Origin of the sequence: Pseudomonas fluorescens NCIMB 11764, assembly GCF_000293885.2 — a bacterium.
GTDB classification, from domain to species: Bacteria; Pseudomonadota; Gammaproteobacteria; order Pseudomonadales; family Pseudomonadaceae; genus Aquipseudomonas; species Aquipseudomonas fluorescens_B.
This window is the reverse complement of sequence record NZ_CP010945.1, coordinates 5,555,006-5,576,028: the sequence shown is the minus strand read 5'-3', so window position 1 is coordinate 5,576,028 and position 21,023 is coordinate 5,555,006. Positions and strand designations below refer to the sequence as shown.

The 21,023-nt window shown below is 56.4% G+C and carries 20 protein-coding genes; 12 read left to right on the top strand and 8 right to left on the bottom strand.

Features of this window, described 5'->3' with window-relative positions:
• Positions 1–68: 68 nt before the first annotated feature.
• Entirely contained in the window at positions 69–1,523 is a 1,455-nt protein-coding gene (locus B723_RS25375) for a TrkH family potassium uptake protein (protein ID WP_031318797.1), read from the bottom strand.
• 725 nt (positions 1,524–2,248) lie between these two features.
• Between B723_RS25375 and B723_RS25370 the strand changes: the two genes are divergently transcribed.
• The 3 genes from B723_RS25370 to B723_RS25360 all read left to right on the top strand — a co-directional run bounded on the left by B723_RS25370 (position 2,249) and on the right by B723_RS25360 (position 4,119).
• On the top strand, positions 2,249–2,680 hold the full coding sequence (locus B723_RS25370; RefSeq protein WP_017338304.1) for a bleomycin resistance protein: 432 nt from the start codon (positions 2,249–2,251) through the stop codon (positions 2,678–2,680).
• 147 nt (positions 2,681–2,827) lie between these two features.
• Positions 2,828–3,256: a VOC family protein gene (locus tag B723_RS25365; protein WP_017338305.1), complete on the top strand. Its 429-nt coding sequence runs from the start codon at positions 2,828–2,830 to the stop codon at positions 3,254–3,256.
• A 278-nt stretch (positions 3,257–3,534) separates the two neighbouring features.
• Positions 3,535–4,119 (top strand): DUF6630 family protein, encoded by a 585-nt coding sequence (locus B723_RS25360; RefSeq protein WP_017338306.1) that lies wholly within the window; start codon positions 3,535–3,537, stop codon positions 4,117–4,119.
• A 318-nt stretch (positions 4,120–4,437) separates the two neighbouring features.
• Here the strand turns inward: B723_RS25360 and B723_RS25355 are convergent, their stop codons facing one another.
• Positions 4,438–5,346 carry a LysR substrate-binding domain-containing protein gene (locus B723_RS25355; protein WP_017338307.1) on the bottom strand — a complete coding sequence of 303 codons (909 nt, stop codon included), beginning with the start codon at positions 5,344–5,346 and terminating at the stop codon, positions 4,438–4,440.
• Between the two features lie 92 nt (positions 5,347–5,438).
• Here B723_RS25355 and B723_RS25350 point away from each other — a divergent pair, with 92 nt between their 5' ends.
• Complete coding sequence (locus B723_RS25350) at positions 5,439–6,425, top strand: DMT family transporter (RefSeq protein WP_017338308.1); 987 nt, start codon at positions 5,439–5,441, stop codon at positions 6,423–6,425.
• A 30-nt stretch (positions 6,426–6,455) separates the two neighbouring features.
• On the opposite strand, the gene B723_RS25345 is transcribed toward B723_RS25350, so the two are convergent.
• Complete coding sequence (locus B723_RS25345) at positions 6,456–7,529, bottom strand: NAD(P)/FAD-dependent oxidoreductase (RefSeq protein WP_017338309.1); 1,074 nt, start codon at positions 7,527–7,529, stop codon at positions 6,456–6,458.
• 268 nt (positions 7,530–7,797) lie between these two features.
• Between B723_RS25345 and B723_RS25340 the strand changes: the two genes are divergently transcribed.
• Positions 7,798–8,643 carry an AraC family transcriptional regulator gene (locus tag B723_RS25340; protein WP_017338310.1) on the top strand — a complete coding sequence of 282 codons (846 nt, stop codon included), beginning with the start codon at positions 7,798–7,800 and terminating at the stop codon, positions 8,641–8,643.
• A 44-nt stretch (positions 8,644–8,687) separates the two neighbouring features.
• Here B723_RS25340 and B723_RS25335 read toward each other — a convergent pair whose 3' ends face one another.
• Positions 8,688–9,197 (bottom strand): YkgB family protein, encoded by a 510-nt coding sequence (locus tag B723_RS25335; RefSeq protein ID WP_017338311.1) that lies wholly within the window; start codon positions 9,195–9,197, stop codon positions 8,688–8,690.
• A gap of 436 nt (positions 9,198–9,633) precedes the next feature.
• Here B723_RS25335 and arsN2 point away from each other — a divergent pair, with 436 nt between their 5' ends.
• Complete coding sequence (arsN2, locus tag B723_RS32585; protein WP_238588299.1) at positions 9,634–10,083, top strand: arsenic resistance N-acetyltransferase ArsN2; 450 nt, start codon at positions 9,634–9,636, stop codon at positions 10,081–10,083.
• A 125-nt stretch (positions 10,084–10,208) separates the two neighbouring features.
• Here the strand turns inward: arsN2 and B723_RS25325 are convergent, their stop codons facing one another.
• Positions 10,209–10,529: an isochorismate lyase gene (locus B723_RS25325; protein ID WP_017338313.1), complete on the bottom strand. Its 321-nt coding sequence runs from the start codon at positions 10,527–10,529 to the stop codon at positions 10,209–10,211.
• 141 nt (positions 10,530–10,670) lie between these two features.
• Positions 10,671–12,530 carry an ABC transporter ATP-binding protein gene (locus B723_RS25320; protein ID WP_031318803.1) on the bottom strand — a complete coding sequence of 620 codons (1,860 nt, stop codon included), beginning with the start codon at positions 12,528–12,530 and terminating at the stop codon, positions 10,671–10,673.
• Between the two features lie 218 nt (positions 12,531–12,748).
• On the opposite strand from B723_RS25320, the gene B723_RS25315 reads away from it, so the two are divergent.
• The 3 genes from B723_RS25315 to B723_RS25305 all read left to right on the top strand — a co-directional run bounded on the left by B723_RS25315 (position 12,749) and on the right by B723_RS25305 (position 15,910).
• Positions 12,749–13,657: a LysR family transcriptional regulator gene (locus tag B723_RS25315; protein WP_017338316.1), complete on the top strand. Its 909-nt coding sequence runs from the start codon at positions 12,749–12,751 to the stop codon at positions 13,655–13,657.
• Between the two features lie 106 nt (positions 13,658–13,763).
• Positions 13,764–14,786, top strand: coding sequence for an LLM class oxidoreductase (locus B723_RS25310; RefSeq protein WP_017338317.1), 1,023 nt, complete (start codon positions 13,764–13,766; stop codon positions 14,784–14,786).
• Positions 14,787–14,815: 29 nt separating this feature from the next.
• Entirely contained in the window at positions 14,816–15,910 is a 1,095-nt protein-coding gene (locus B723_RS25305; protein ID WP_017338318.1) for an alkene reductase, read from the top strand.
• A 75-nt stretch (positions 15,911–15,985) separates the two neighbouring features.
• On the opposite strand, the gene B723_RS25300 is transcribed toward B723_RS25305, so the two are convergent.
• Positions 15,986–16,720 carry a FadR/GntR family transcriptional regulator gene (locus B723_RS25300; RefSeq protein ID WP_017338319.1) on the bottom strand — a complete coding sequence of 245 codons (735 nt, stop codon included), beginning with the start codon at positions 16,718–16,720 and terminating at the stop codon, positions 15,986–15,988.
• 358 nt (positions 16,721–17,078) lie between these two features.
• Here B723_RS25300 and B723_RS25295 point away from each other — a divergent pair, with 358 nt between their 5' ends.
• Both B723_RS25295 and B723_RS25290 read left to right on the top strand, forming a co-directional pair.
• Positions 17,079–18,089, top strand: a complete 1,011-nt coding sequence (locus B723_RS25295) for a mandelate racemase/muconate lactonizing enzyme family protein (protein WP_017338320.1) — start codon at positions 17,079–17,081, stop codon at positions 18,087–18,089.
• Between the two features lie 117 nt (positions 18,090–18,206).
• Entirely contained in the window at positions 18,207–19,148 is a 942-nt protein-coding gene (locus B723_RS25290) for an AEC family transporter (RefSeq protein ID WP_017338322.1), read from the top strand.
• Positions 19,149–19,230: 82 nt separating this feature from the next.
• Here the strand turns inward: B723_RS25290 and B723_RS25285 are convergent, their stop codons facing one another.
• The gene (locus B723_RS25285) at positions 19,231–20,124 is read right to left on the bottom strand and encodes an AraC family transcriptional regulator (protein WP_031318805.1); all 894 of its coding nucleotides are present in this window, start codon (positions 20,122–20,124) and stop codon (positions 19,231–19,233) included.
• A gap of 139 nt (positions 20,125–20,263) precedes the next feature.
• Here B723_RS25285 and B723_RS25280 point away from each other — a divergent pair, with 139 nt between their 5' ends.
• Positions 20,264–21,007: an SDR family NAD(P)-dependent oxidoreductase gene (locus B723_RS25280; RefSeq protein WP_017338324.1), complete on the top strand. Its 744-nt coding sequence runs from the start codon at positions 20,264–20,266 to the stop codon at positions 21,005–21,007.
• Positions 21,008–21,023 lie beyond the last annotated feature (16 nt).

Genomic DNA, 21,023 nt, shown 5'->3' with positions numbered 1-21,023 from the left:
CGAGTACGGCCTGTACCTCATCGGCCCCATTGATGAAATCGGCCAAAACCTGCCCTCGACTAGCGGGGTCAATATCTCCAGAAAACTGGAGTTACGAGCACCAACACAGTCAGGATTTCCAACCTTCCCAGAAGCATTCCAACGGTGAGTAGCCATTTGGCGGCATCCGGTAATGACGAGAAATTACCTGCCGGCCCAATGATCGTGCCCAGGCCTGGCCCGACGTTACACACCGCCGTAGCGGCACCGCTCAACGCGGTTATCCAATCAAGCCCAATGAAAGCCAGGCCCAAAGCGATGGCGGCAATCGTGATGGTGAAGAAAAACGAGAAGGTCAAAAGCGAGCGCACGATCTCCTCGTCGATGGGGTGACCGTTGTATTTTTTCTGAATCACGGCTCGAGGATGGATCAACTGCTTCAAGCTGCTGACCAGCAGAGCGGCAGCCACCTGAAAACGGAAGATTTTAAGACCGCCTGCCGTTGAGCCGGAACAGCCACCGACGAAGGTCAAATAGAAAAACAGCAAAACAGCGAAACTGCCCCACAAGGTGTAGTCGCCAACCGCAATTCCGGTGGTCGTGACGACCGAGGTCACATTGACAGCCACGATACGAAACGCATCCCACCATCCGTAATCGCTGTGAAAATACAGCCAGGTACCAACAGCCAGCGATGTGACGAGCAAGAATCCAATAAATCCGCGTACCTGGTGATCCTTGATCAGCGCACGCCGATTACCCCGCAATGTCGCGACATACAAGGTGAATGGCAGGCTGCCCAGAATCATGATGACTACCGCCACCCAGTGAATCGCTGGTTGAGTCCAATGCCCGAGAGAGGAATCCGAAGTTGAGAACCCTCCGGTAGAGATTAGCGACATCGCGTGGTTGACCGCTTCAAATGGCGTCATTCCCGCGAGCCAGAGCGCTAGAGCTCCGATGCCCGTCAGCCACAGATAGAGCAAAAGAATGTACTTGGCTGCCACATGGGAGCGCGGTGTCACTTTCTCCGACCAATCTGAGGACTCTGTCTGGAACAGACGCATGCCGCCGACTCGCAACAGTGGAAGAATCGCCACAGCCATGCCGATAAAGCCGATGCCACCCAACCAGTGGAGCATGGAGCGCCAGATCAGCAAGCCGGGAGATGAGCTATCCAGACCGGTGAGTACAGTCGAGCCAGTGGTCGTGATGCCAGACATCGTTTCAAAGAATGCGTCGGTGTAGCTGATATCGCTGATGAACACCATGGGTAAAGCTGCGAAGGTGCACACAACTACCCAGCTTGCGGTAGTCAGCAAGTACATGTCCCTCGGCCGAAGATCGCCAGTATTCGGGCGCCCCCGCACGATCAACAGGAGACCACAGATGAAGGTAATCAAACTCGACCAGAGGAAGGCCGAGAGATCGTCGCTACGCTCATAGATCACCAGTGTGATCATGGGAATAGCCATGCTCACGGCCAGCGTGATCAAAAAAATACCTAAGATGAAGCCGATAAGCCGAATTGCTGCGAGGGACATCACAGTAGCGTTCCAAATTAGCACCGCGCAGTATCGGATGCCCACCCTAAAGGCTCCGTAAATTCTCCGTAAAATTTCTATGAGCAATCAGTCAGGCTGCATGGGTCAAAGAGCAGCTTTGGGTCCTGTTGAAAAAAATCGGCCTTGGTTTCGACGGTAGAGAAGTACGCGCTTGAGATTGACACCTTCACTTTGAGCAGAGCATTCCGGGCTCGGATTTCGCGTAGCTGCGCGCAAAAAAGGTGTTTTCAGCAGTCGGTTTATTGAGTGGTGTTGCTGTTTGTTTTTACAGGCGCTAGCCTCTCCGGACTTCAGCACAAATCAAAGTTATGCCGATATAGCGCAGCACTGGAGGGCATGCGTTATCAGGGATTGATAAGCGATATGACGGTACGCCCCGCAACTGACAGTGATCGAACAGCCCTGTTTGACTTGCATCGAGCAGTTTTCCACGGGCACATCGAGAAAATTTGGGGCTGGGGTGAAAGTTGGCAGCGCTCTAATTTTGCAACCTAATTCGCATATGCAATCACGTCGGTTATTGAAGTCGACGGCCAGACTGTTGGCTACTTTCAAGTTCTGGACAAAGACGATCTGAATCCATATTCAGAACATCGCGGTTTCACACGAATTTCAAGCCAAGGGTATCGGCACCCAGATTCTGAAGGGACGCCAGCTGAAAGCCGCAGCCCGCCATGTAAGCCTTTTGAAATGGAAGTCATCTCATGTTCGAACGTAACAAACTGGTGCCGGAGCTGATGGTCACCGATCTGGGTAGCAGTATGGCTTTTTGGGTTTCTTGCCTGGGGTTCAAAATAGCTTATCAACGTCCGGAAGATGGATTCGCATACCTTGATTTAAATGGCGCTCAAGTAATGCTTGAGCAGATTGATTCGAATGCCGGGCAATGGCTGACTGCGCCGTTGACTAAACCGTTTGGAAGAGGCATCAACCTGCAGATTGATGTCGAGGCCGTTGCACCCATCATCCAAAAACTTGATCAGGCTGGATTTCCACTCTATCGAGAATGCAAAGACACCTGGTATCGGGCTGAAAATGTAGAAGTAGGGCAGCGCGAGTTCATCGTTCAGGATGTCGACGGTTATCTCGTAAGGTTGGTAGAGCGGTTAGGCGAGCGACCAGCCTGCTCAAGTTGAATCCTAACCAAGTCAACCGTCAGCTTTGGTCACAAGCGAGCATTCATGGTCGTCCGCTTTCGGCCCCAGAGTGTGTAAAAACAGCTTCCAAGACCGACGGAGTATGTTTCGGGCTAGGAGTTGAAAACAGCCTGAAAAATTCTTGGTATGGTGCGAGAAGGCTTCCTCTTTTTAGGACAAAAAATGATTTCACATGTATTCATCGGAGTGAATGACTTCAATCGAGCATTTGTGTTTTATCAAGGGGTCATGCAGATACTCGGACTTGATCTCAAGTTCACAGAACTTGAACGCCCATGGGCGGGCTGGAAACACCCCGACACTGCACGCCCTCTTTTCGTGGTGGGCAAACCGTTCGACGGCGAATCTGCGACGCTAGGAAATGGGCAAATGATTGCTCTGCTGGCACCTAATCGACAGATCGTACACAACGCCCATACCTTGGCGTTGGCATTGGATGGAACATGTGAAGGCGCTCCGGGCTTGCGACCCGAATACCACCCGAATTTTTATGGGGCGTATTTTCGAGACCCTGAAGGAAACAAGCTTTGCGTCTGTTGTCACGATTCGGAGTAGGTCAAGTGTAGGATCTATTTTTGGCTGAAATCGTGAACAAAACATTGTCGAGAGCCCTTGCTATGATTTCTGATAGCAAGGGTTCACGAAGGCGTTTTTACACACTCTGGGCCAAAAGCGGACGGTCGGATCAGGTCCAATTTGGCAGTAAAAAAGGCGGTCGATCGACAAACCTCACTTGGAGCCTTAGGCTCAACTACAACACAAATCTCAAAACAAGCAGCGACTGTCGCCGGTAAAAGAAAAGTCGCTTGCCCCAAGGTATTCCAAGGAGTGGTATGGGCATTTTGGATCGGTTGTTTGGTGGGCGCTTTACCATGCCTCCACCCGAGGAAACTAACCTCAGCGCTTCAGCGATCATGAAAGAATTACGGCCCGGCCCACCCGATCCCGCACAAAAAAAGGCACTCGAGACTTTTGCCCAGGCGCTGTTGGCGGTGGTTCCGGAAAAAGAAGGCGCCAGACTTGTCAGGCGCGTCATGCGTAGATACGCGATGGGAGATGACGCATGTAGTGCTTTCACAGATGGATTGTTGGATGGTTCAAAGGCGCAAAAACTTGAACACCTCGTTTTAATGAGCCTGGATTGGAAAGGTTTTGATGTGTTTGAATATCAGGCTCCTTATCTGGTTAGCGCCAACCAATTGAAAGAGCCCTACGTCTACGTGCGAAACGGTGCCTCATCAATGCCAGAGGTGCTTGATGAATTCGACCGATGGTTGGTTCGGTTTGGTAAACGTTATCTTCACTTGGACTCCGGTGGTGAAAATTACGATGGTTTTATTGTTGACGCTGACCGGGTGGAAGAGACCATTGAGTTGGCCGGCCGTGCGGGCATTAAAGTCAGTCTCGAGAACTTCTGACGTTGAGCAGTGCATAAGGGAAAATGGGCGGTGTGACGACCGTGGTGTCAGTGTTTAAGAAAGGCCGCTGTGGGTCGATTGCTGCTCTTCGCGACAGGCAACAATCGGCCCAGAGTGTGTAAAAAAGCTTCGCCAAAATTGAAGTGTGCGCGTCTACGTTAAATCTGAAATTTATCGGCACGTCAGCAGATGTAGATTTCGCGTAGAAGCGCGATTTTCAATCCGGTTTTGAGTACCTGTCGCACTGAAAAACGTTTTTACACAGCCTCGGCCAAAAGCGGTCGTTACTCAAACGTCATAAACAGGGGAATTGATCTGTTAGCTTTCATTACGTAATTCCTCTGCAAGCCACTCAATCAGAGCGCGCACCTCAATTCGGTCTTCCCCACCCTGCAGTCTGAAAACCGATATCGCATTAGGTAAAGGGACACTTTCTGCGCAAGGTCTCACCAGCGTACCGTTTTCAATAAGCCTCCCGGCGGTTCGACGCCACCCCATTGCAATTCCATGCCCTTCAACGGCGGCCTGAAGCATCAAGGGGTAACTGTCAAACAAAGTGCCCTGAGAACAACCCTCCAATGTCTGCCCAAATGCCTGCAGCCAGCTATCCCATTCCATCAAGTGCGGTGGCGTGGCGCGATGGTGTAAAAGCGTGTGGAGGCGAAGTTCACTGATCCCGAGTGACTGTCGGGCAGTCAGGTAATGAGGACTGCACACTGGAAACACTTCATCAGCGGCGGTAAACGCCAGAACATGCAAGCCGCTGGGGCGTCCGGTGCTTTGTAAGGCCACGTCAAAATGGTCATTGAATTCAGTCAACGGTCTGGTGGATGTCGCGACCTGGATCTCGATTTCCGGGTGTTGCTGGTGGAACGTCGAAAGGCGCGGCATCAACCAATAGAACGCTTCGCACAACTGACACAGTAAAACGACGCGGTTTTTACGGGGTGATTCACGAAGGGTGACGGCACTGTCGCTGATACTTTGCAATGCGGTGCTCACCACGCGCCCTAGCTCACGCCCCTCCTGCGTCAGGAAGACTGCACGGTTGCGGCGGCAAAAAAGCTTCAACCCAAGATTTTCTTCAAGCCCACGGATCTGGCGGCTGATCGCCGCTTGAGTGATGTGCAATTCATCGGCAGCCTTCGAAAAGCTTTCCAGTCGAGCAGCCGCTTCAAAGGGCAGCAAACTGGCAAGCGGCGGCAATGACTTCCCAAGCGTATTCATAATCAGACGTTATGCATCCAAGACCGAGAACTCGTTTGTAGCATACCCCTGGCGCTGTGCAACATGAGCTGAATACCTCGCGGATATGCCTGATGACCATTGCTCACTCAAACATCATCGCCGGAGTGATCCTTGCCGTGGTCGCGACCCTGAGCTGGGCTCTGAATTTCATAGCCCCTTACGTCACTGGCGCCTACAGCATCTATGACTTGATGGTTATCCGGTTTCTGATCTCGGGTGCGCTGGGCGTGGTTGTCATGGTGCTCTGTCGCGCCCAGCTACGGTGCCTGCGTCGCAATCAGCAATTTCTCGCCGCCGGTCTGGGCGTGATCGGATATCTCGGGTACAGCACCTGCATTGCCGCCGGTGTTATTTTTGGCGGCCCCGTGCTGACTCCAGCGTTCATTGGCATGGTGCCAGTCTTGTTGGCACTGCTCAGCAACGCCACGAAAAAAACGCTTCCATGGCGCAGACTGATGATACCGCTGACATTCTTGACTGGCGGGCTTGTGCTGACGAACATCAGCAGTATCAATCAACCCGTTGCGGGCCATGGGTCGTGGTTGATGGGGTTGATTTTTTCTGTCTGCGCCGTGGTCTTGTGGCTCGCATTCAGCTTGCTGAACCAGAGTGCACTGGAGAAACTCCCGGCCAATTCGTCAGGTGTCTGGACAGGCCTCATGATGGCCGGTGCCGGAATGGGCACCGTGTGCTTGTTACCGGTTGTGCAGGCGCTCGACCTTCTCAAGCTGCCAATCCTTGGTTTCAGTGTTTCCCCGGCAGGACATTTGTACGTCTGGGGCCTCGTTATTGCGATGATGTCCTCACTCGTCGGGGCCTGGGCCTGGAACGCAGCGTCCCGTCGCCTTCCCATGGTGCTTTCTGGACAACTGATCTCCCTTGAATCGCTGTTCGCTACATTACTCGGCCTGTTGTTTCATAGCCGGCTGCCAACACCTTTAGAAGCGTCAGGTCTTGCTGCCATTCTAGTAGGTGTGATTATGGCTGTTCGTATCATCCTGACTTCAATCGGTAACCCATCCTGCGCGATAAGAAAAATCAACTCCGTTAACTCCTAACAGTCGCTAAGCGGTCTGAAGAGGATCACCCTACGCTTGGAAGAATCGGTCGGGCCGGCATGGCCAAAGGGCACTGGACGTCTTGCCATCGATGATCTCCTCGCTGGCTAGACGTCCCACTGCCGCCGCCAAAGTAATTCCAGGGTGCATTGCACAAACGTAGACGCCACCCACTTTGGGTAGATAACCGATGATGGGGATGCCATCGGTAGGCATCGGCCTAAGTCCGATACAAGCCCTTTCCGGATCTATGGAAACAACACCATGGAGTTCGTTCTGTATTGTCTTGGCAGTTCGAAGCGCTATCGCTGCCGGCTGATTGTCCATGGCGTCGTCCAGGTAATCTTCTGCCGCCAGCAATGCACCATCCGAACTTTGCCTCACTTCTATTTCAGGGCTGGAGATGAGGGTGTGCACGAGGTTGGGTTGTGACTTGTAACGGATGAAAATGGCAGGCGAGGCTTCTATAGGCAGGGACACTCCAAGCATGTCTGTCAGCTTCGTGATGCCTGTCCCGGCTGCCAATACGACAATATCGGCATCGATAATGCCTATTGTTGTTTCGACTCCGGTCACCGTTGCACTCTGGGTTACAAAACCGAGCACTCGCGTCTGAGTGAGAATATTCGCCCCATACGCCTGGGCACCTGCGATCAACGCATGCGTAGCTGGTACTGCGTCCAGCGCTCCTTCTTCAGCCGCATATAGAGCAGACTGGGGAGGGTTCTTGAGATTTGGTTCAAGGTCGAGAATCTGCGATCGAGACACCAGGTTTGCCGAAGCCTGGTGACCTGAGATTGGCAGCGCTCCACTCGCCATCACGCTGTAAGACAAGGCACCTGTCCATCGTATCTTCAGACCAGGCAGCTGCGTTTCGAGCCGGCGGTACTCCTTGATGGCAGAACCGCGCAGTTGCGCAATTGGGTCAGGTTCGGGGTGTGCGGTATTGATCCAGGCGAATGAGCTGCCAGTCACTCCGGAAGCTATACCTTCAGCCTCGACCAAGGTGACATTCGCGCCTTTACCTGCCAAGTGATACGCCAATGACGCGCCCACGATGCCTGCACCAATGACAACGACTCGTTTGCCCTGACCATTTCCCATATCAACCTCCGTTCTGTCGATGTGCCGATGGTACGACAGCAGGATGATTTCATGACATGAGAACCTGATCGTTCAGGACGCTTTTTAAGTGTCAGCTCCTGGCCGATTACTGCATGTCGTGACGGGTAGTAATCGACGCTAAGCGGCCGTCACTTCAGGCAAAGATTGATCGAACTTAGCCCATCAGGTAATACAGCATTTGAGTCACGATGGGGCGCAATCCGGCGGTGTTATGATCTGGGCGTCTATTTCTGCCAAGAGATTGCCCATGGATCGCTTGTCTACCTTGTTGTCACAGTTCGGCGTGCGCGCAAACCTGTTTTACAGTGGCAAACTGTGCGGCTTGTCGTCTTACGACGGCGCTGACGGTCGTGGGTATATCCATCTGCTACAGGCTGGCAGTGTTACGTTACTGGGAGCCGATCGTAAGGAATTGCTGCTGATCCGGCCCAGCCTGATTTTTATGCCGCGCCCCAGCCGGCATCAATTGTTTGCCGGTGAGTCCGAGGGAGCTCAGTTGTTGTGTGCGTCAATGGAGTTTGAGGGTGGGGTCGATAACCCGCTGTCGGCTTCGTTACCCGATTGTCTGGTGTTGTCCCTGGATGAACTGCCAATGCTGGCCGATACGTTGAAATGGATGTTCGGCGAGGCGGCGGGTGCACATTGTGGCCGGGAGGCAGCGCTGGGACGGTTATTCGAACTGCTGGTCATCCTGTTGTTTCGACATCTGCTTGATCACAACCAGTTGCGTACTGGAATGATGGCTGGACTGGCTGACCCGCGGTTGTCGCGCTCTTTGGTGCAGATTCACAACGCACCTCATCGTGCTTGGTCAATTGCGGAACTGGCGAGCGAATCGAACATGTCTCGCGCGGCCTACGCGGTGCATTTCCGGGCCGTTATCGGGCAGACGCCCGCCGATTATCTGCTGAGTTGGCGTATCAGCCTGGCGCAGAAGCGACTTCGTGAAGGACGGTCGATTACACTGATCGCCTCCGAAGTCGGTTATGAAAGTCCTTCGGCACTTGCGCGCGCGTTTCGACGCAAGACGGGCTACAGTCCTCGGGACTGGATTAAAGACCTGGCAGGTTCAGATGATGGAGCGATGGCCTGAAACATCTAACTGCTCCGGGCCATCCCGGGTGGTCGATCATCGGCTCAACGGCGTTCCAGCTCCGTCAGAGAATGGCCGGCCACGAAAATCGAAGCGGCAAGTAACCCGATGTCTTTAAGTAGAAACTGACCTGGAGCGACCGTAATAGCGGGAAAACCGAGGCCGGGTTCGATCACGCCGGGGGTCGAGAACATGAAGCTCAAGGTGGTGAAAAAGAGTCCGGCAGAGAGCACGCCACCTACCAAAGAAAGCTTCGGTGACAGCAAGCGACCTGCAATCAGTATTCCGATCGAGACCTCCAGAACGCCAAGCAGATTGGAGAAGGTGTCGACACTGAAAATCTCATAAACCCAACCCAGGAAAGGGCTGTTGCTCACCAGCGGAACCAGCCCGACCGCTTCGTAGTGTGTGAACTTCATTCCGCCGAACCAGAAGTAAATGACGGCGAGCGCAAAATAGGCCCCGTAGATGCCAAGCGCCATGGTTTTGAACCCGAGCGTTGAAGGGTTTTGTGCGCTGTTGGTTTCGTAGTTCTCGATTCTGAAGGTTTTCATGATCAATGCTTCCAAGAGTGTGGTGAGGAACGCTAATCAGCATCCCTGCGCGGTGTGCGTTGGGAGTCGATACAGTGTTGCCTTTGTCCGCACGCTCGTGGCGTCTGAACGTATTGCGTTCGGTGCAGATCGTCTCGACTCATTCAGGTCTAAAGCGTTCGCCATGCTCCCTGGCGGCACCATTTAAACCGTTTCTGAATGGCATAAAACAAGAGTCCTCGACGTCGGCTTTGGGTCGAATAGCGACCACCAGCAATTGTGACTGATCCACCCCTGTTCTCCCCTCAACGTGGAGGACGAGCCATGAACACTATTGCTAGTATGCGACCGTCGCTATCCGACCTAAAACGGACGAATTTAAGTGCCGTTGTCGATTGATCGGCGACAAGGATTGAGCCTGCTAGCATTGAGTGTCAGAGAGCCTATAAGAGCACTGATGATGCAGATGATTAAAGTTGGAGCGAGCGGTTTGAATCAGCTCCGTGCGTCTTTGAGTCAAGCTGGATTGCCCTGCGATGATGTGAGCGAACCCGGGCGGCAGTTCTACCGATTCGACGTGGATGGGAAACTGGTTGCTTATGGAGGGTTGGAGGGTAGTGGCCCCGATCTCCTGCTGCGCTCTATGGTCGTTTGCGAGGAGCATCGTGGAGCGGGACTGGGTACAGCGGTGTTGTCGGAACTGGAACAACACGCGGTCTCCCGAGGCGCAGCCCGACTGCATTTGTTGACCCAAAGCGCTGTTGATTTTTTCACGGCCAACGGGTACGAACTGCTTGATAGGGGTAAAGCGCCTGTCGCAATTGCCCAGACAGCTCAGTTCCAGCATTTGTGTCCTTCGTCAGCAAGCTACCTGCGGAAAACTTTAAGCAGATCCCCTCTGCGCTGAGTGAGCCATCGAAACGCTTCTGGGTCATTGCCAGTGTTGGTAACCAACACCCGCTTTTGGCCGTTTTCTGCATGTCGCGACGGAGTGAAATCCATCACCCAAAGCGGAAAGTCCGGACACCAGAATCAGGTCTCGGATTGATGAGTCACCCAGTGTTTCATCTCTTCGGCAATGAAGTGGTTTACCAGGTCGCTGTACATCTTTTCGATTGCATCCGGGTTCAGTCCCTCGACCTCGGCCCACTCGCGACGTGTCGCCAGCATGGCCTTGAAACGCTCCGGAGCACGCACCGAAGTCGCCGAGGTCTTGAACTTCGAGGCAGCCAGCACGTAGTGAAAACGCTTGCCTAACAGCTTGATAACGACCTGATCAAGGGCGTCGATTTCGCGTCGGATGTCCTCCATGCCCGCACAGTCTGCGGGTTGCAACTGATTGATGACTTCCATGCAGGTGACTCCGTTTGTTGAAAAAAATGGTGAGCCTTCGGAAGAGAATCGCCGCGGCATCGTCGTGCGTGATACAGCCAAAACACCATAACATCCATTGTCCGCAGCACGAGGAGCGGTCTCATCCCCGAGCATTCACGCTCATACCTGATCCATCGCCTCGGGCACCCCCCGATCCTCTCCCAGGAACCCGCCACTCTGATGGTGCCACAGCCGCGCATAGAGGCCGTTCCTGGCGAGCAATTCGGTGTGGGTGCCCTGTTCGATGATGCGTCCATCGTCCATGACAATGAGTCGATCCATCGCCGCAATCGTGGACAGCCGATGGGCGATGGCGATGACGGTTTTGCCCTTCATCATTTCATCGAGGCTTTCCTGAATGGCCACTTCGACTTCCGAATCCAGCGCGCTGGTCGCCTCGTCAAGTAGCAGGATCGGGGCGTTCTTGAGCATCACTCGGGCAATGGCGACGCGCTGACGCTGACCGCCCGACAGTTTGATGCCGCGCTCGCCGACCAAGGTGTCGTAGCCGGTGTGTCCCTGGCGGTCGCTCAGTTGGCTGATGAACTCATCGGCCTGGGCATTGGCCGCGGCACTGTGGATTTGCGCGTCGGTCGCATCGGGGCGACCGTAGGCAATGTTGTCGCGAATGGAGCGGTGGAGCAGGGACGTATCCTGGGTGACCATGCCGATCGCGCTGCGCAGGCTGTCTTGTGTCACGTGCGCAATGTCTTGCCCGTCAATGCGAATCTGCCCGCTGTCGACGTCATAGAAGCGCAGCAGCAAGTTGATGAGCGTGGATTTGCCTGCGCCGGAGCGGCCCACCAGGCCGATTTTTTCGCCCGGACGAATGTTCAGGCTCAGGCCATCGAGCACCTGGCGTTCGCCATTGTAGTTGAAGCTCACGTTGTCGAAGGTCACTGCTCCGCCCGAGGTCACCAGCACGCCTGCGTCCGGCGCGTCCTGCACCTTGGGGCCGCGGGTCAGGGTGGCCATGCCATCCTGCACCGTGCCGATACCCTCGAACAGCGAGGTCATCTGCCACATGATCCAGTGCGACATGCCGTTGATACGCAACGCCATGGCAGTGATTGCCGCCACGGCACCTGCGCCGACATCGCCTTGGTGCCATAGCCACAGGGCATAACCGCCAGCGGCCATGATCAACGCCACCACCAACGCCTGGTTGACGATCTCGAATTGGCTGACCAGACGCATCTGGCGAAAGCCGGTTTGCTTGAAGTCCTCCATGGCCGCGCGCGCGAAGTGCGCTTCACGATTGGAATGGGAGAACAGCTTCACGGTCGTGATGTTGGTGTAGGCATCGGAGATGCGTCCGGTCATCGAGGAGCGCGCGTTGGCCTGTTCCTGACCGACCTTCCCCAAGCGGGGGACGAAGTAGAGCATGGCCAGCCCGAACAACACGATCCAGGCAACGAAGGGCAGCATCAGTTTCAGTGCGAAGCCGCCGGCCAGTGCGATGATCGCGATGAAGTACACCCCGATTCCGGGTGCGATCTCGATCAGGGTGAACAGCACGTCGCGCACGGCCAGGGCGGTCTGCATCACCTTGGTGGTGACCCGGCCGGAGAACTCATCGGAAAAGAACGAAAGGCTTTGCCGCAGCATCAGGCGGTGGAAGTCCCACCGCAGCCGCAATGGCAGATTGATCGCCAATATCTGGTGTTGCACCATGGTACGCAACGCCACCAGCCCGATGCTGGTCAGCATCACGATGCCCATGCCCCACAACACGCGACTTTCCTGCGCAGCCGCCTCACCGCCGGCCTGCCAGGTCGAGAGCAGGTCCACGACCTGACCGAGGAAAGAAAACAGCCAGGCTTCGTAGATCGATACCGCGGCACTGAGCAGCGCAAACGCAAGAATGTAGCCGCGCGCACCCCGGGTGCATGCCCACAAGAACCGAGCCAGGCCGTCGGGTGGTGGCGGTACCTCGTCGGGCGGGAAGGGGTCGAGTCTTTGTTCAAATACGCGAAGCATGGTGGTCACCGAAACGATCAAGTTCAGGGATTCTGACACCAGGGACCGCTCAATGGCCAATCAGCACAAGACAGGTCTTGATTCGACACCGCTTGTGATTCTGTGACATTACCTCCTTGGCAGGGTAATAATTTGTGATCCCGGCCTGGCAGCAAAGACCACTCTTTCGGGCTTTATGTCCCGCTACAACGTATCCATGCACTGGAGTCAAGCTACCCATGGAAGCCAACCGATTCGGTGACATCGCCGCGTTTGTCTGCGCTGTGAAGGCTGGAAGTTTTACCTCCGCGGCCGCTTCACTGGGTCTGACCCGATCTGCTGTCGGTAAAAGTATCGTTCGTCTTGAAGGCCGGATGGGAGCACGGCTTCTGAATCGCACGACGCGCAAACTGAGCCTGACTGACGAGGGGCAGGTCGCCTACGAACGCTGGAAGCAGATTCTCGAGGATCTTGATGAGGTGGATGCAACCATGGCCTTGCGCCGTGGACGGCCGACCGGCACTTTTAAACTCACAGCGCCCCTTTCCTTCGGTCAGCGCCATATCCTGCCGATTCTGGATGCTTATCTGAAACAGTGGCCTGAACTGCGTGCGGACGTCTGGTTTACCGATCGCTTTGTCGACCTCGTCGAAGAGGGTGTCGACATCGCCATCCGCATTGGCACGCCCAAAGACGATTCACAACTGTTGACCAGAACCGTGGGTTGGCAGCAGTTCGCAACATGTGCCTCGCCCTCGTATCTGGCCCGTTGCGGTGTACCGCAAACGCCTGCAGATCTTGTAGGGCATGACACCATCGCGTTCATCAGTGGCCAGGCCAGTGTCTGGCGTTACCAGACGCCCACCGGCCTTTATTTATATGAACAACCCGGGCGGCTGAACATCGACAGTTCTGAAGCCATGCGCGAAGCGGCGCTGACGGGCATTGGCCTGATTCACTTGCCGACCTATATCACCGGTAACGACTTGCGCGACGGAACGTTGGTGGAAGTACTCAAGCCTTATCGAGCAGCGCCCGACCCCATCCGGGTTGTCTACCCGAGCAAGCGTCAGTTGTCGCCGCGTGTCCGCGCATTTATCGATCTGTTGATCGAGCGTTGGGAATCAGGAGTGCCTTGGGAAACCTGAGCATATTGGGGACTCATTGGACCGTGTGATGGTCTGCCGGTGTTGTTTATCCGGTTTGAGGATTCAATAAATATGTCAGTCATCGTCACTCACCGAGACTGCCATCATGACTATCGCCACCCAACTCTCGCCACAAGTGCAACCTGCCGCCTTACCGACCGCCGATCCTTCGCTTGAGCGTCACCCTGGTTTTCAACGCCTGTTTCAACCACAGACGCTGACGGTTGGCCTGATTTTGCCCCTCGAAACCCATGCTGGCCGAGCGGCACCCACCATGCGTGGTCACGTGGAAATGGCGCAACGCGCGGAGGCGCTTGGTTTTGGGGCGCTGTGGATGCGTGACATTCCTTTCTACGATCCGGATTACAACGATGTGGCGCACATCTTTGAGCCCCTGGTTTACATCGGCTTCCTGGCCGCAGCTACACGCAGCATAGTCCTGGGAACCACCGGCATCGTGCTGCCTACCCATGAGCCTATGTATCTGGCCAAGCAAGCGACGTCCCTCGATCAGTTGAGCGAAGGGCGCCTGGTGTTGGGGTTGTCCTCGGGCGATCGATACAGCGACTACCCGATGCTGGGTATCGATTATGAAACCCGTGGTGATCGCTACCGTGATGCCTTCTCGGTGTTTCGCACTTTGATTGAGCAGGACTTTCCGCGCTTTCGCTCTGAGCGATTCGGCGGCTCGCCTGGAAACCTCGACCTGGTGCCGAAAGCGCCGTTTGGACGCGTCCCTTCAATTGCTGTCGGCCAGGCGCAGCAGAGCATTGAGTGGCTGGCTGAACACCTTGATGGCTATCTGGCCGGCGTGCAAAGCCCCGAGCGGTTGGCATCGTTGGGCGAGAGCTGGCACGCCAGAGTGCGTGAAATCGAAGGCCGAAATGCTTTCAAGCCGTTAGGGCTAGGCGGCTATTTCGACCTCAGCGACAACCCGGACCAGCCATTCCAGCGCATCCAGGGAGGCTTCCGGGCGGGGCGTAACGGTCTGCGCAATTACCTGGAGCAAGCGCAGGCTGCCGGGATTTCGCATATCGCGCTCAACCCCAAGGTCAGCCGGCAACCCTACGGCGAGATTCTTGACGAGCTCGCTGAGCACATCTTGCCGTTCTTCCCGTCGCATGTTTGAGGTTTGGCCCACCCTCGGAGGATCGATACATGTCATCTCTTTTTGAGTCTTACGATCTGGCGGGTCAGCGACTGCCCAATCGCATCGTCATGGCGCCGATGACCCGCGCCCGCGTCAAGGACACCGTGCCGTCTGCGGATATGGCGATCTACTATGCCCAGCGCGCGGGTGCAGGTCTGATCATCACCGAAAGCGCCCAAGTGTCGGCGCAGGGGCGTGGCTACCTGTACACCCCGGGGATCCACACACCCGCGCAGATTGAAGGCTGGAAACGCGTCACTGACGCGGTTCACCTTGCCGGGGGGCGCATTGTCATTCAGCTCTGGCATGTGGGGCGGGTCTCGCACTCATCCTTGCTGGAGGGGAGGGCGCCGGTCGCACCTGTGGCGGTAACTGCCGCGCAAACGTTGGTACACGCTTATGACAATGAAGGTCAGCCTGCGCAGGTGCCGGTGAGCGCGCCCGTTGCTTTGGATGCCGAGGGTATTCGGCAGGTCATCGCAGACTTTCGACTGGCCGCAAAAAATGCCATGACCGCGGGTTTTGACGGCGTCGAAATTCATGCGGGTAACGGCTACCTGTTTGAACAGTTCATCAACGGCGGCTTCAACACCCGTGAAGACCGTTACGGTGGCGCCACAATTGCCAATCGCTTGCGTTTGTTACTTGAAACGGTCGACGCGGTGAGTGCGCAGATCGGCCGATCGAAGGTGGGCGTGCGCATATCGCCTTTTGCGCGGCTGGCCGATCTGCACGCGTTCGATGAAGAAGAGGCAACGTGGCTTGCACTGGCTGGAGCCCTGTCCCAACGCGAGATCGCTCATCTGCACGCCAGCCACTTGGGCACGCCAGACTTTCAGAAAGCCATCCGCGCGGCTTACTGCGGCACCTTGATCCTGTCGGGCGGGTTCACCCACGTAACCGCGCAACAAGCCATCGATGACGGGTTGGCAGACCTGGCGGTTTTCGGTCGACCGTTCATTGCCAACCCGGATCTGGTCGATCGCTTGCAGCATGGCTGGCCATTGGCCGAAGCAGGTCGTGAAGCGTTTTATGGCGGCGGCGCTCAAGGCTACATCGATTATCCTGCTTACGCGTCGCAAGATGCGCAGAAGGCATTCTAGGGATACCGCGATAGCGGCGTGTCATCCCCTGTCTTTCTTGTAGGACAACGAAACAACCGCCGTCGGCAGTGCACGTCAGAAGAAATTGATTTCGTAGCCGAATCGTGAGGCTGCATTGACGATGTGCTGCCCCATGATCTGACGTGCCGCCGTCGCGTTCCGGTCGGTCAAAGCCTGCACGAGGTCTTCATGCTCACCGCGTGCCGCATGCGGAATGTTGCTGAACACCGGGCCGCGCCGCGCAAAGTTCATGGTGATCAGTGCCCGCATCGGCTCGAGCACCGTGCGAATCATCGTCTCGAGATAGTCGTTGCCAGACGCTGCGGCCACAGCCCGATGGAAGTCGAGGTCGGCATTGACAGTGTCCAGCGTCGGTTCGCCTACGTACTGCATTCGCAGGACCGCAGCCTGGATCATTTTCAGCTTTTGGGGCGTCATGTGCGACGCCGCCAGCGCGGCAGCCTGGCTTTCCAGTACGGCCCGCACTTCGAACATGTTGCGCATCGTATTGTCACCGTCAAGCAACGGCACGTTCTCGCGCTGGGGGGAAGGCTCCGGCGATTGGGTCGCGGCCGAGACGAATACGCCAACGCCCTGGCGAGACTGGATCAGCCCCTGCGCTCGAAGCGTCGCGATCCCTTCCCGTACGACGTTCCTGCTGACGCCGAAGTTTTGCGACAGAAACTGCTCGGTGGGCAAACGGTCGCCCGGCCGCAGACGTCCCGATGCAATCTCGTCGCTCAACGAGCGGGCGATGTGCTCGGCAAGATGAGGTCGCCGCGCTACGGGTTGTACATTCATTTCACTCATGCGTGTTCATCCGTTTCACTTGTCTTCTTAATCTACATCAGCCGACTTGTTCCCGTCAGTTAAAACTGAATTTCATTAACTGCATAAAATAAAAAACACTTTAATAACAATAAGTTAAGTTTGACCTAGGCCAAGGTCCGACGTAAGGCAGCAGTTGTTCAGTTGAAGGACAACAGAACGTCATGTACGTTGTCCTCAGTCTGATGTAGGCGAACCCCCCAAAACGCCGCATCACCTTCGCAACCTGCTTGAGGCGCAGCCTTATGAAAATTGCCAGCATTGAAACCATTCCGCTTCGGATTCCCTTCACCACGGGCGGGCGGTCGGCCGGCGGAGTCTGGGGGCCGAAGACCTTCAGATGGTCGATTCCCTCGTGGTTAAAGTCACCACGGATGACGGTATCGTCGGTTGGGGCGAGACCTTCGGTTTCACCGCGATCCCTGCAGTGAAAGTCGTGATCGACACGATCCTTGCGCCCGAGCTGATCGGCAGTGATGTCACGCGTCGCGAGAAATTGCAGGGCGATCTGCAGAAGAAGTTCCACGTCTTCGGTCGCAGCGGTGCGTTCATTTATGGTCTGTCGGCGATTGATATCGCGCTCTGGGATATCGCTGGCAAAGCGGCCGGTAAACCGGTCTACCAACTGCTGGGCGGCAGCGAGGCTACTTCACTCGCGGCGTATGCAAGCTTGATCCGCTATGCCGACCCCGAGCTCATTCGCATCAATGTGCAGCGCGCGGTCAACAGCGGTTTTCGACACTTGAAGCTGCATGAGGTTGATGTCGATGTCATCCGTGCCGCGTGCGAAGCCGCGGGTCCTGGCGTGGAAATCACGCTCGACGTCAACGCCCCGTGGACGGTGCGCGAAGCGCTCGATATGACCGAGAAACTTCGCCCGTTGAACCTGCGCTGGATCGAAGAACCGGTGTGGCCGCCGGAAGACTATTCGGGTCTGGCGAGGGTACGTCAGCAAGGCGGTATTCCGGTTGCGGCCGGTGAGAATGCGTCGACGCTGATGGACTTCCAGCATCTGCTTGAAGCCGGTGCAGTCGACTTCGTTCAACCCAGCCCGGCAAAAATGGGCGGCATCACCGAACTGCAAAAAGTCTACGCGCTGGCCAATGCCCACGGCGTCACCGTGATGGTCCACGCCTTTTATGACGGTCCAGGCCTGCTGGCCGCCGTGCATGGAAGTGCCGCCCTCGGCGGTGCGAAGTCACTGGTCGAATGGCGTTACTTCGATCTCGAAGCGCAGCTCTATGGCGACGCCATCATTCCGCGCAATGGCCGTATCGACGTACCGCAAGGGCCGGGGCTTGGCATCGAGCCGGACCAGGACGTCATTCAGGACTACCGCTTCAAACCCTGATCGCAAAGACCGCCAGGTCATTGCCTCGTTTGATCGACGCCAATGCGGCCGCCGCCGTGTCGGCCTCGATCAGCCACGACGACATTCTTGATAAAAATAAATACGAGGATTGAGCACATGTTAGACAGGATCGTAGGGCCAATCTTGCCCGTCGCCTTTGTGATTGCGCTTGGCTATATCGCCGGCAAGCGCGGACGGCTTACCCATTCGGACAGCCTGCTGATCAGCCGGTTGGTACTCGGCTGGATATTCCCGGCGCTGCTGTTTGTCGGGATGGCGAGTACGCCCCGTGAGCAGTTGTTCGACTTCAAGTTCGTCGTGGCCACGTTCATCGGCATCATGGGCATGTACACGATAGCGCTGGCGATCGGCTGGTTCACCACGCGCAATCTCAAGGTTGCAACGCTCAAGGGCTTCGTCAACGGTTACCCGGACGCGGCCTTCATGGGCATCCCTATTCTCGCGACGATGTACGGGGCCGGCAGCATCTATTCAGTGCTTGTGCTGAATCTGGTTGCGAGCCTGGTCATGATCCCGCTGACGACCATGTTGCTGACCATCGCCGATGGAAAGGGCAGTGGCACCCAGGCGTTCGTGTCGAGCCTGTCGGGAGCGGTACGCCGTCCGCTGATGTGGGCGCCGGCCCTTGGCATATTGATCTCACTGCTGCAGGTCAAAATGCCGCCCATTGCTGTGGAGTCACTCAACCTTCTCGGCAAGGCGACGCCTGGCGTCTCCCTGTTGTGCCTCGGACTGATCATGTCGTCCGAGAAACTGAAAATGTCGGGTGAAGTGTGGGGCAACCTCGGGCTCAAGCTGTTTATTCACCCGGTGTTGATGTTCGCCGCCACTGTATTGCTGGGCACACATGGACTTTACGCCCAACAGATGATCCTGCTTTGCGCGCTGCCGTCGGCGACGATCCCGGCGATGTTTGCGAACCAGACGGGCGCCTATCAGAGTGAAGCCGCGACCTCCATTCTGGTCAGTACGGTGCTGTCGATCGTGACTTTTTCTTTCGCGATCTACCTGATTGATGGAGGGCTGGCCGCAGCCTGATTGTCGATTCCGGATGGCGGGGTATGAGGCACTCGTGTCGAAATACCACGCCTGGTTTTGTTCCGCCTGTCACAGGCCGGGACTAACTTCTGAAAGCTCGGGTCTCCCTGAGGATTCTGCCGGCATCTTGTGCGGGAGGAAGCCCGAACACCCGAACGTAATCTCGGCTGAATTGCGTCGCGCTTTCATAGCCGACCTCGAAGGCCGCAGCCATGACGCTCTTCGCGCTGGCCACCATCAGGGTTCTGGCCTGGAGCAGGCGAACCCTTTTCTGGTACTGCAAAGGGCTCAAGTTGGTGACCGCCTTGAAGTGGCGATGAAACGCCGAGACACTCATCGACGCGCGTTCCGCCAGGCGCTCGATCCCGATGGGTTCAGCAAAGTCACGGCGGATCCATTGGATAGCCATATTCACTCGGGCCATGGCGGTATCCGGCGCTGCTATATCCCGCAGCATCCAGCCATGGGGCCCCTTGAGGACACGGAACAGAATTTCACGTTCGTATACCGGGGCGAGGGCGGCTATGGCATCCTGGTCGCCCATCAGCCGCAGCATGCGCACCCACGCATCCATCAGCTCGGTCGTGACCGACGCCACTGAAAACCCGGCATTGTTTTCGTAGCGTGCGGCAGGTTTGGGCAGGTCGGCGAACAGCGTGGACAACACTGCAGGATCAAGCGTCAGGCTGACCGCCAGATACGGCTCTCCTGACACCGCTGGGTGCACCGACCCCACCGCTGGCAAGCCAATGGACATGACGAAATAGGTCGCCGGGTCATACCGCAGCGTCCGGTCGCCCACCGTCATGCTTTTGCTGCCTTGCAGGATCAGGTTGATCATCGGGTCATAGACCGCCGCCAGCATGTGCTCGGGGATTTTGCCCTGGACCATGGCCACTCGCGGGATGCCCGTTTCAGTGCGGCGATTTTCAGCCTTGGCCGCTAGCGACCTGAGTTCATTCAATTGATTGTCCATGCGCAGCATGTTGCGGGCGGAGCACGAAGCCGTGCAAGCAAAAAGCAGAAACAGGCAGGTTTCGAGCAGGAACGGGTACGTCCCTGGCGAGAACGATGAGTACTGTGGAGGCACGTTTGAACCACAGGGGAAATTTGATATGGGCGTAATCGTCATTACTGGCGGCAGCCGTGGCATCGGTGCGAGTACAGCCGAACACGCGGCTCAACGAGGTATGGGGGTCATCCTGACCTACAACTCTGACCCCCAGGCGGCCGCTACGGTCGTGGGGCGCATCGAGCGACACGGTGGCAAGGCTGTTGCGCTCAAGCTCGATGTGTCTGATGTCGGCAGCTTCGAGGCATTTCGGGAGTCAGTGCGCCTGGCCCTGGGGGAAACCTGGGGCTCCACCACGCTGAGCGGCCTGGTCAATAACGCGGGCTACGGCCTGTTCAACCCCTTGGCAACCGTCAGCGAAGCGCAGTTCGATGGCCTGTTCAATGTCCACCTCAAAGGCCCGTTTTTTCTCACCCAGGCTTTGCTGCCCTTGCTGGCGGAGCACGCCAGTATCGTCAATCTGAGCAGTGCCACCACCCGCGTAGCCACTGCCGGAGTGGCACCCTATGCGGCGTTCAAGGGCGGGCTCGAAGTACTGACCCGTTACATGGCCAAAGAGTTTGGCGAACGACGCATCCGTGCCAATGCCGTGTCCCCCGGCGCTATCCGCACCGAATTGGGTGGCGGTCTGAATGATGAATTCGAGGCAATGTTGGCGGCGCAAACGGCGCTCGGCAGGGTCGGCGAGCCGGAAGACGTCGCGCGAGTGATCGCCATGTTGCTGTCCGAGGAGGGCGCCTGGATCAATGCCCAGACCATCGAAGTCGCAGGCGGCTACAACATCTGAACAAGCGAGGGTTTGA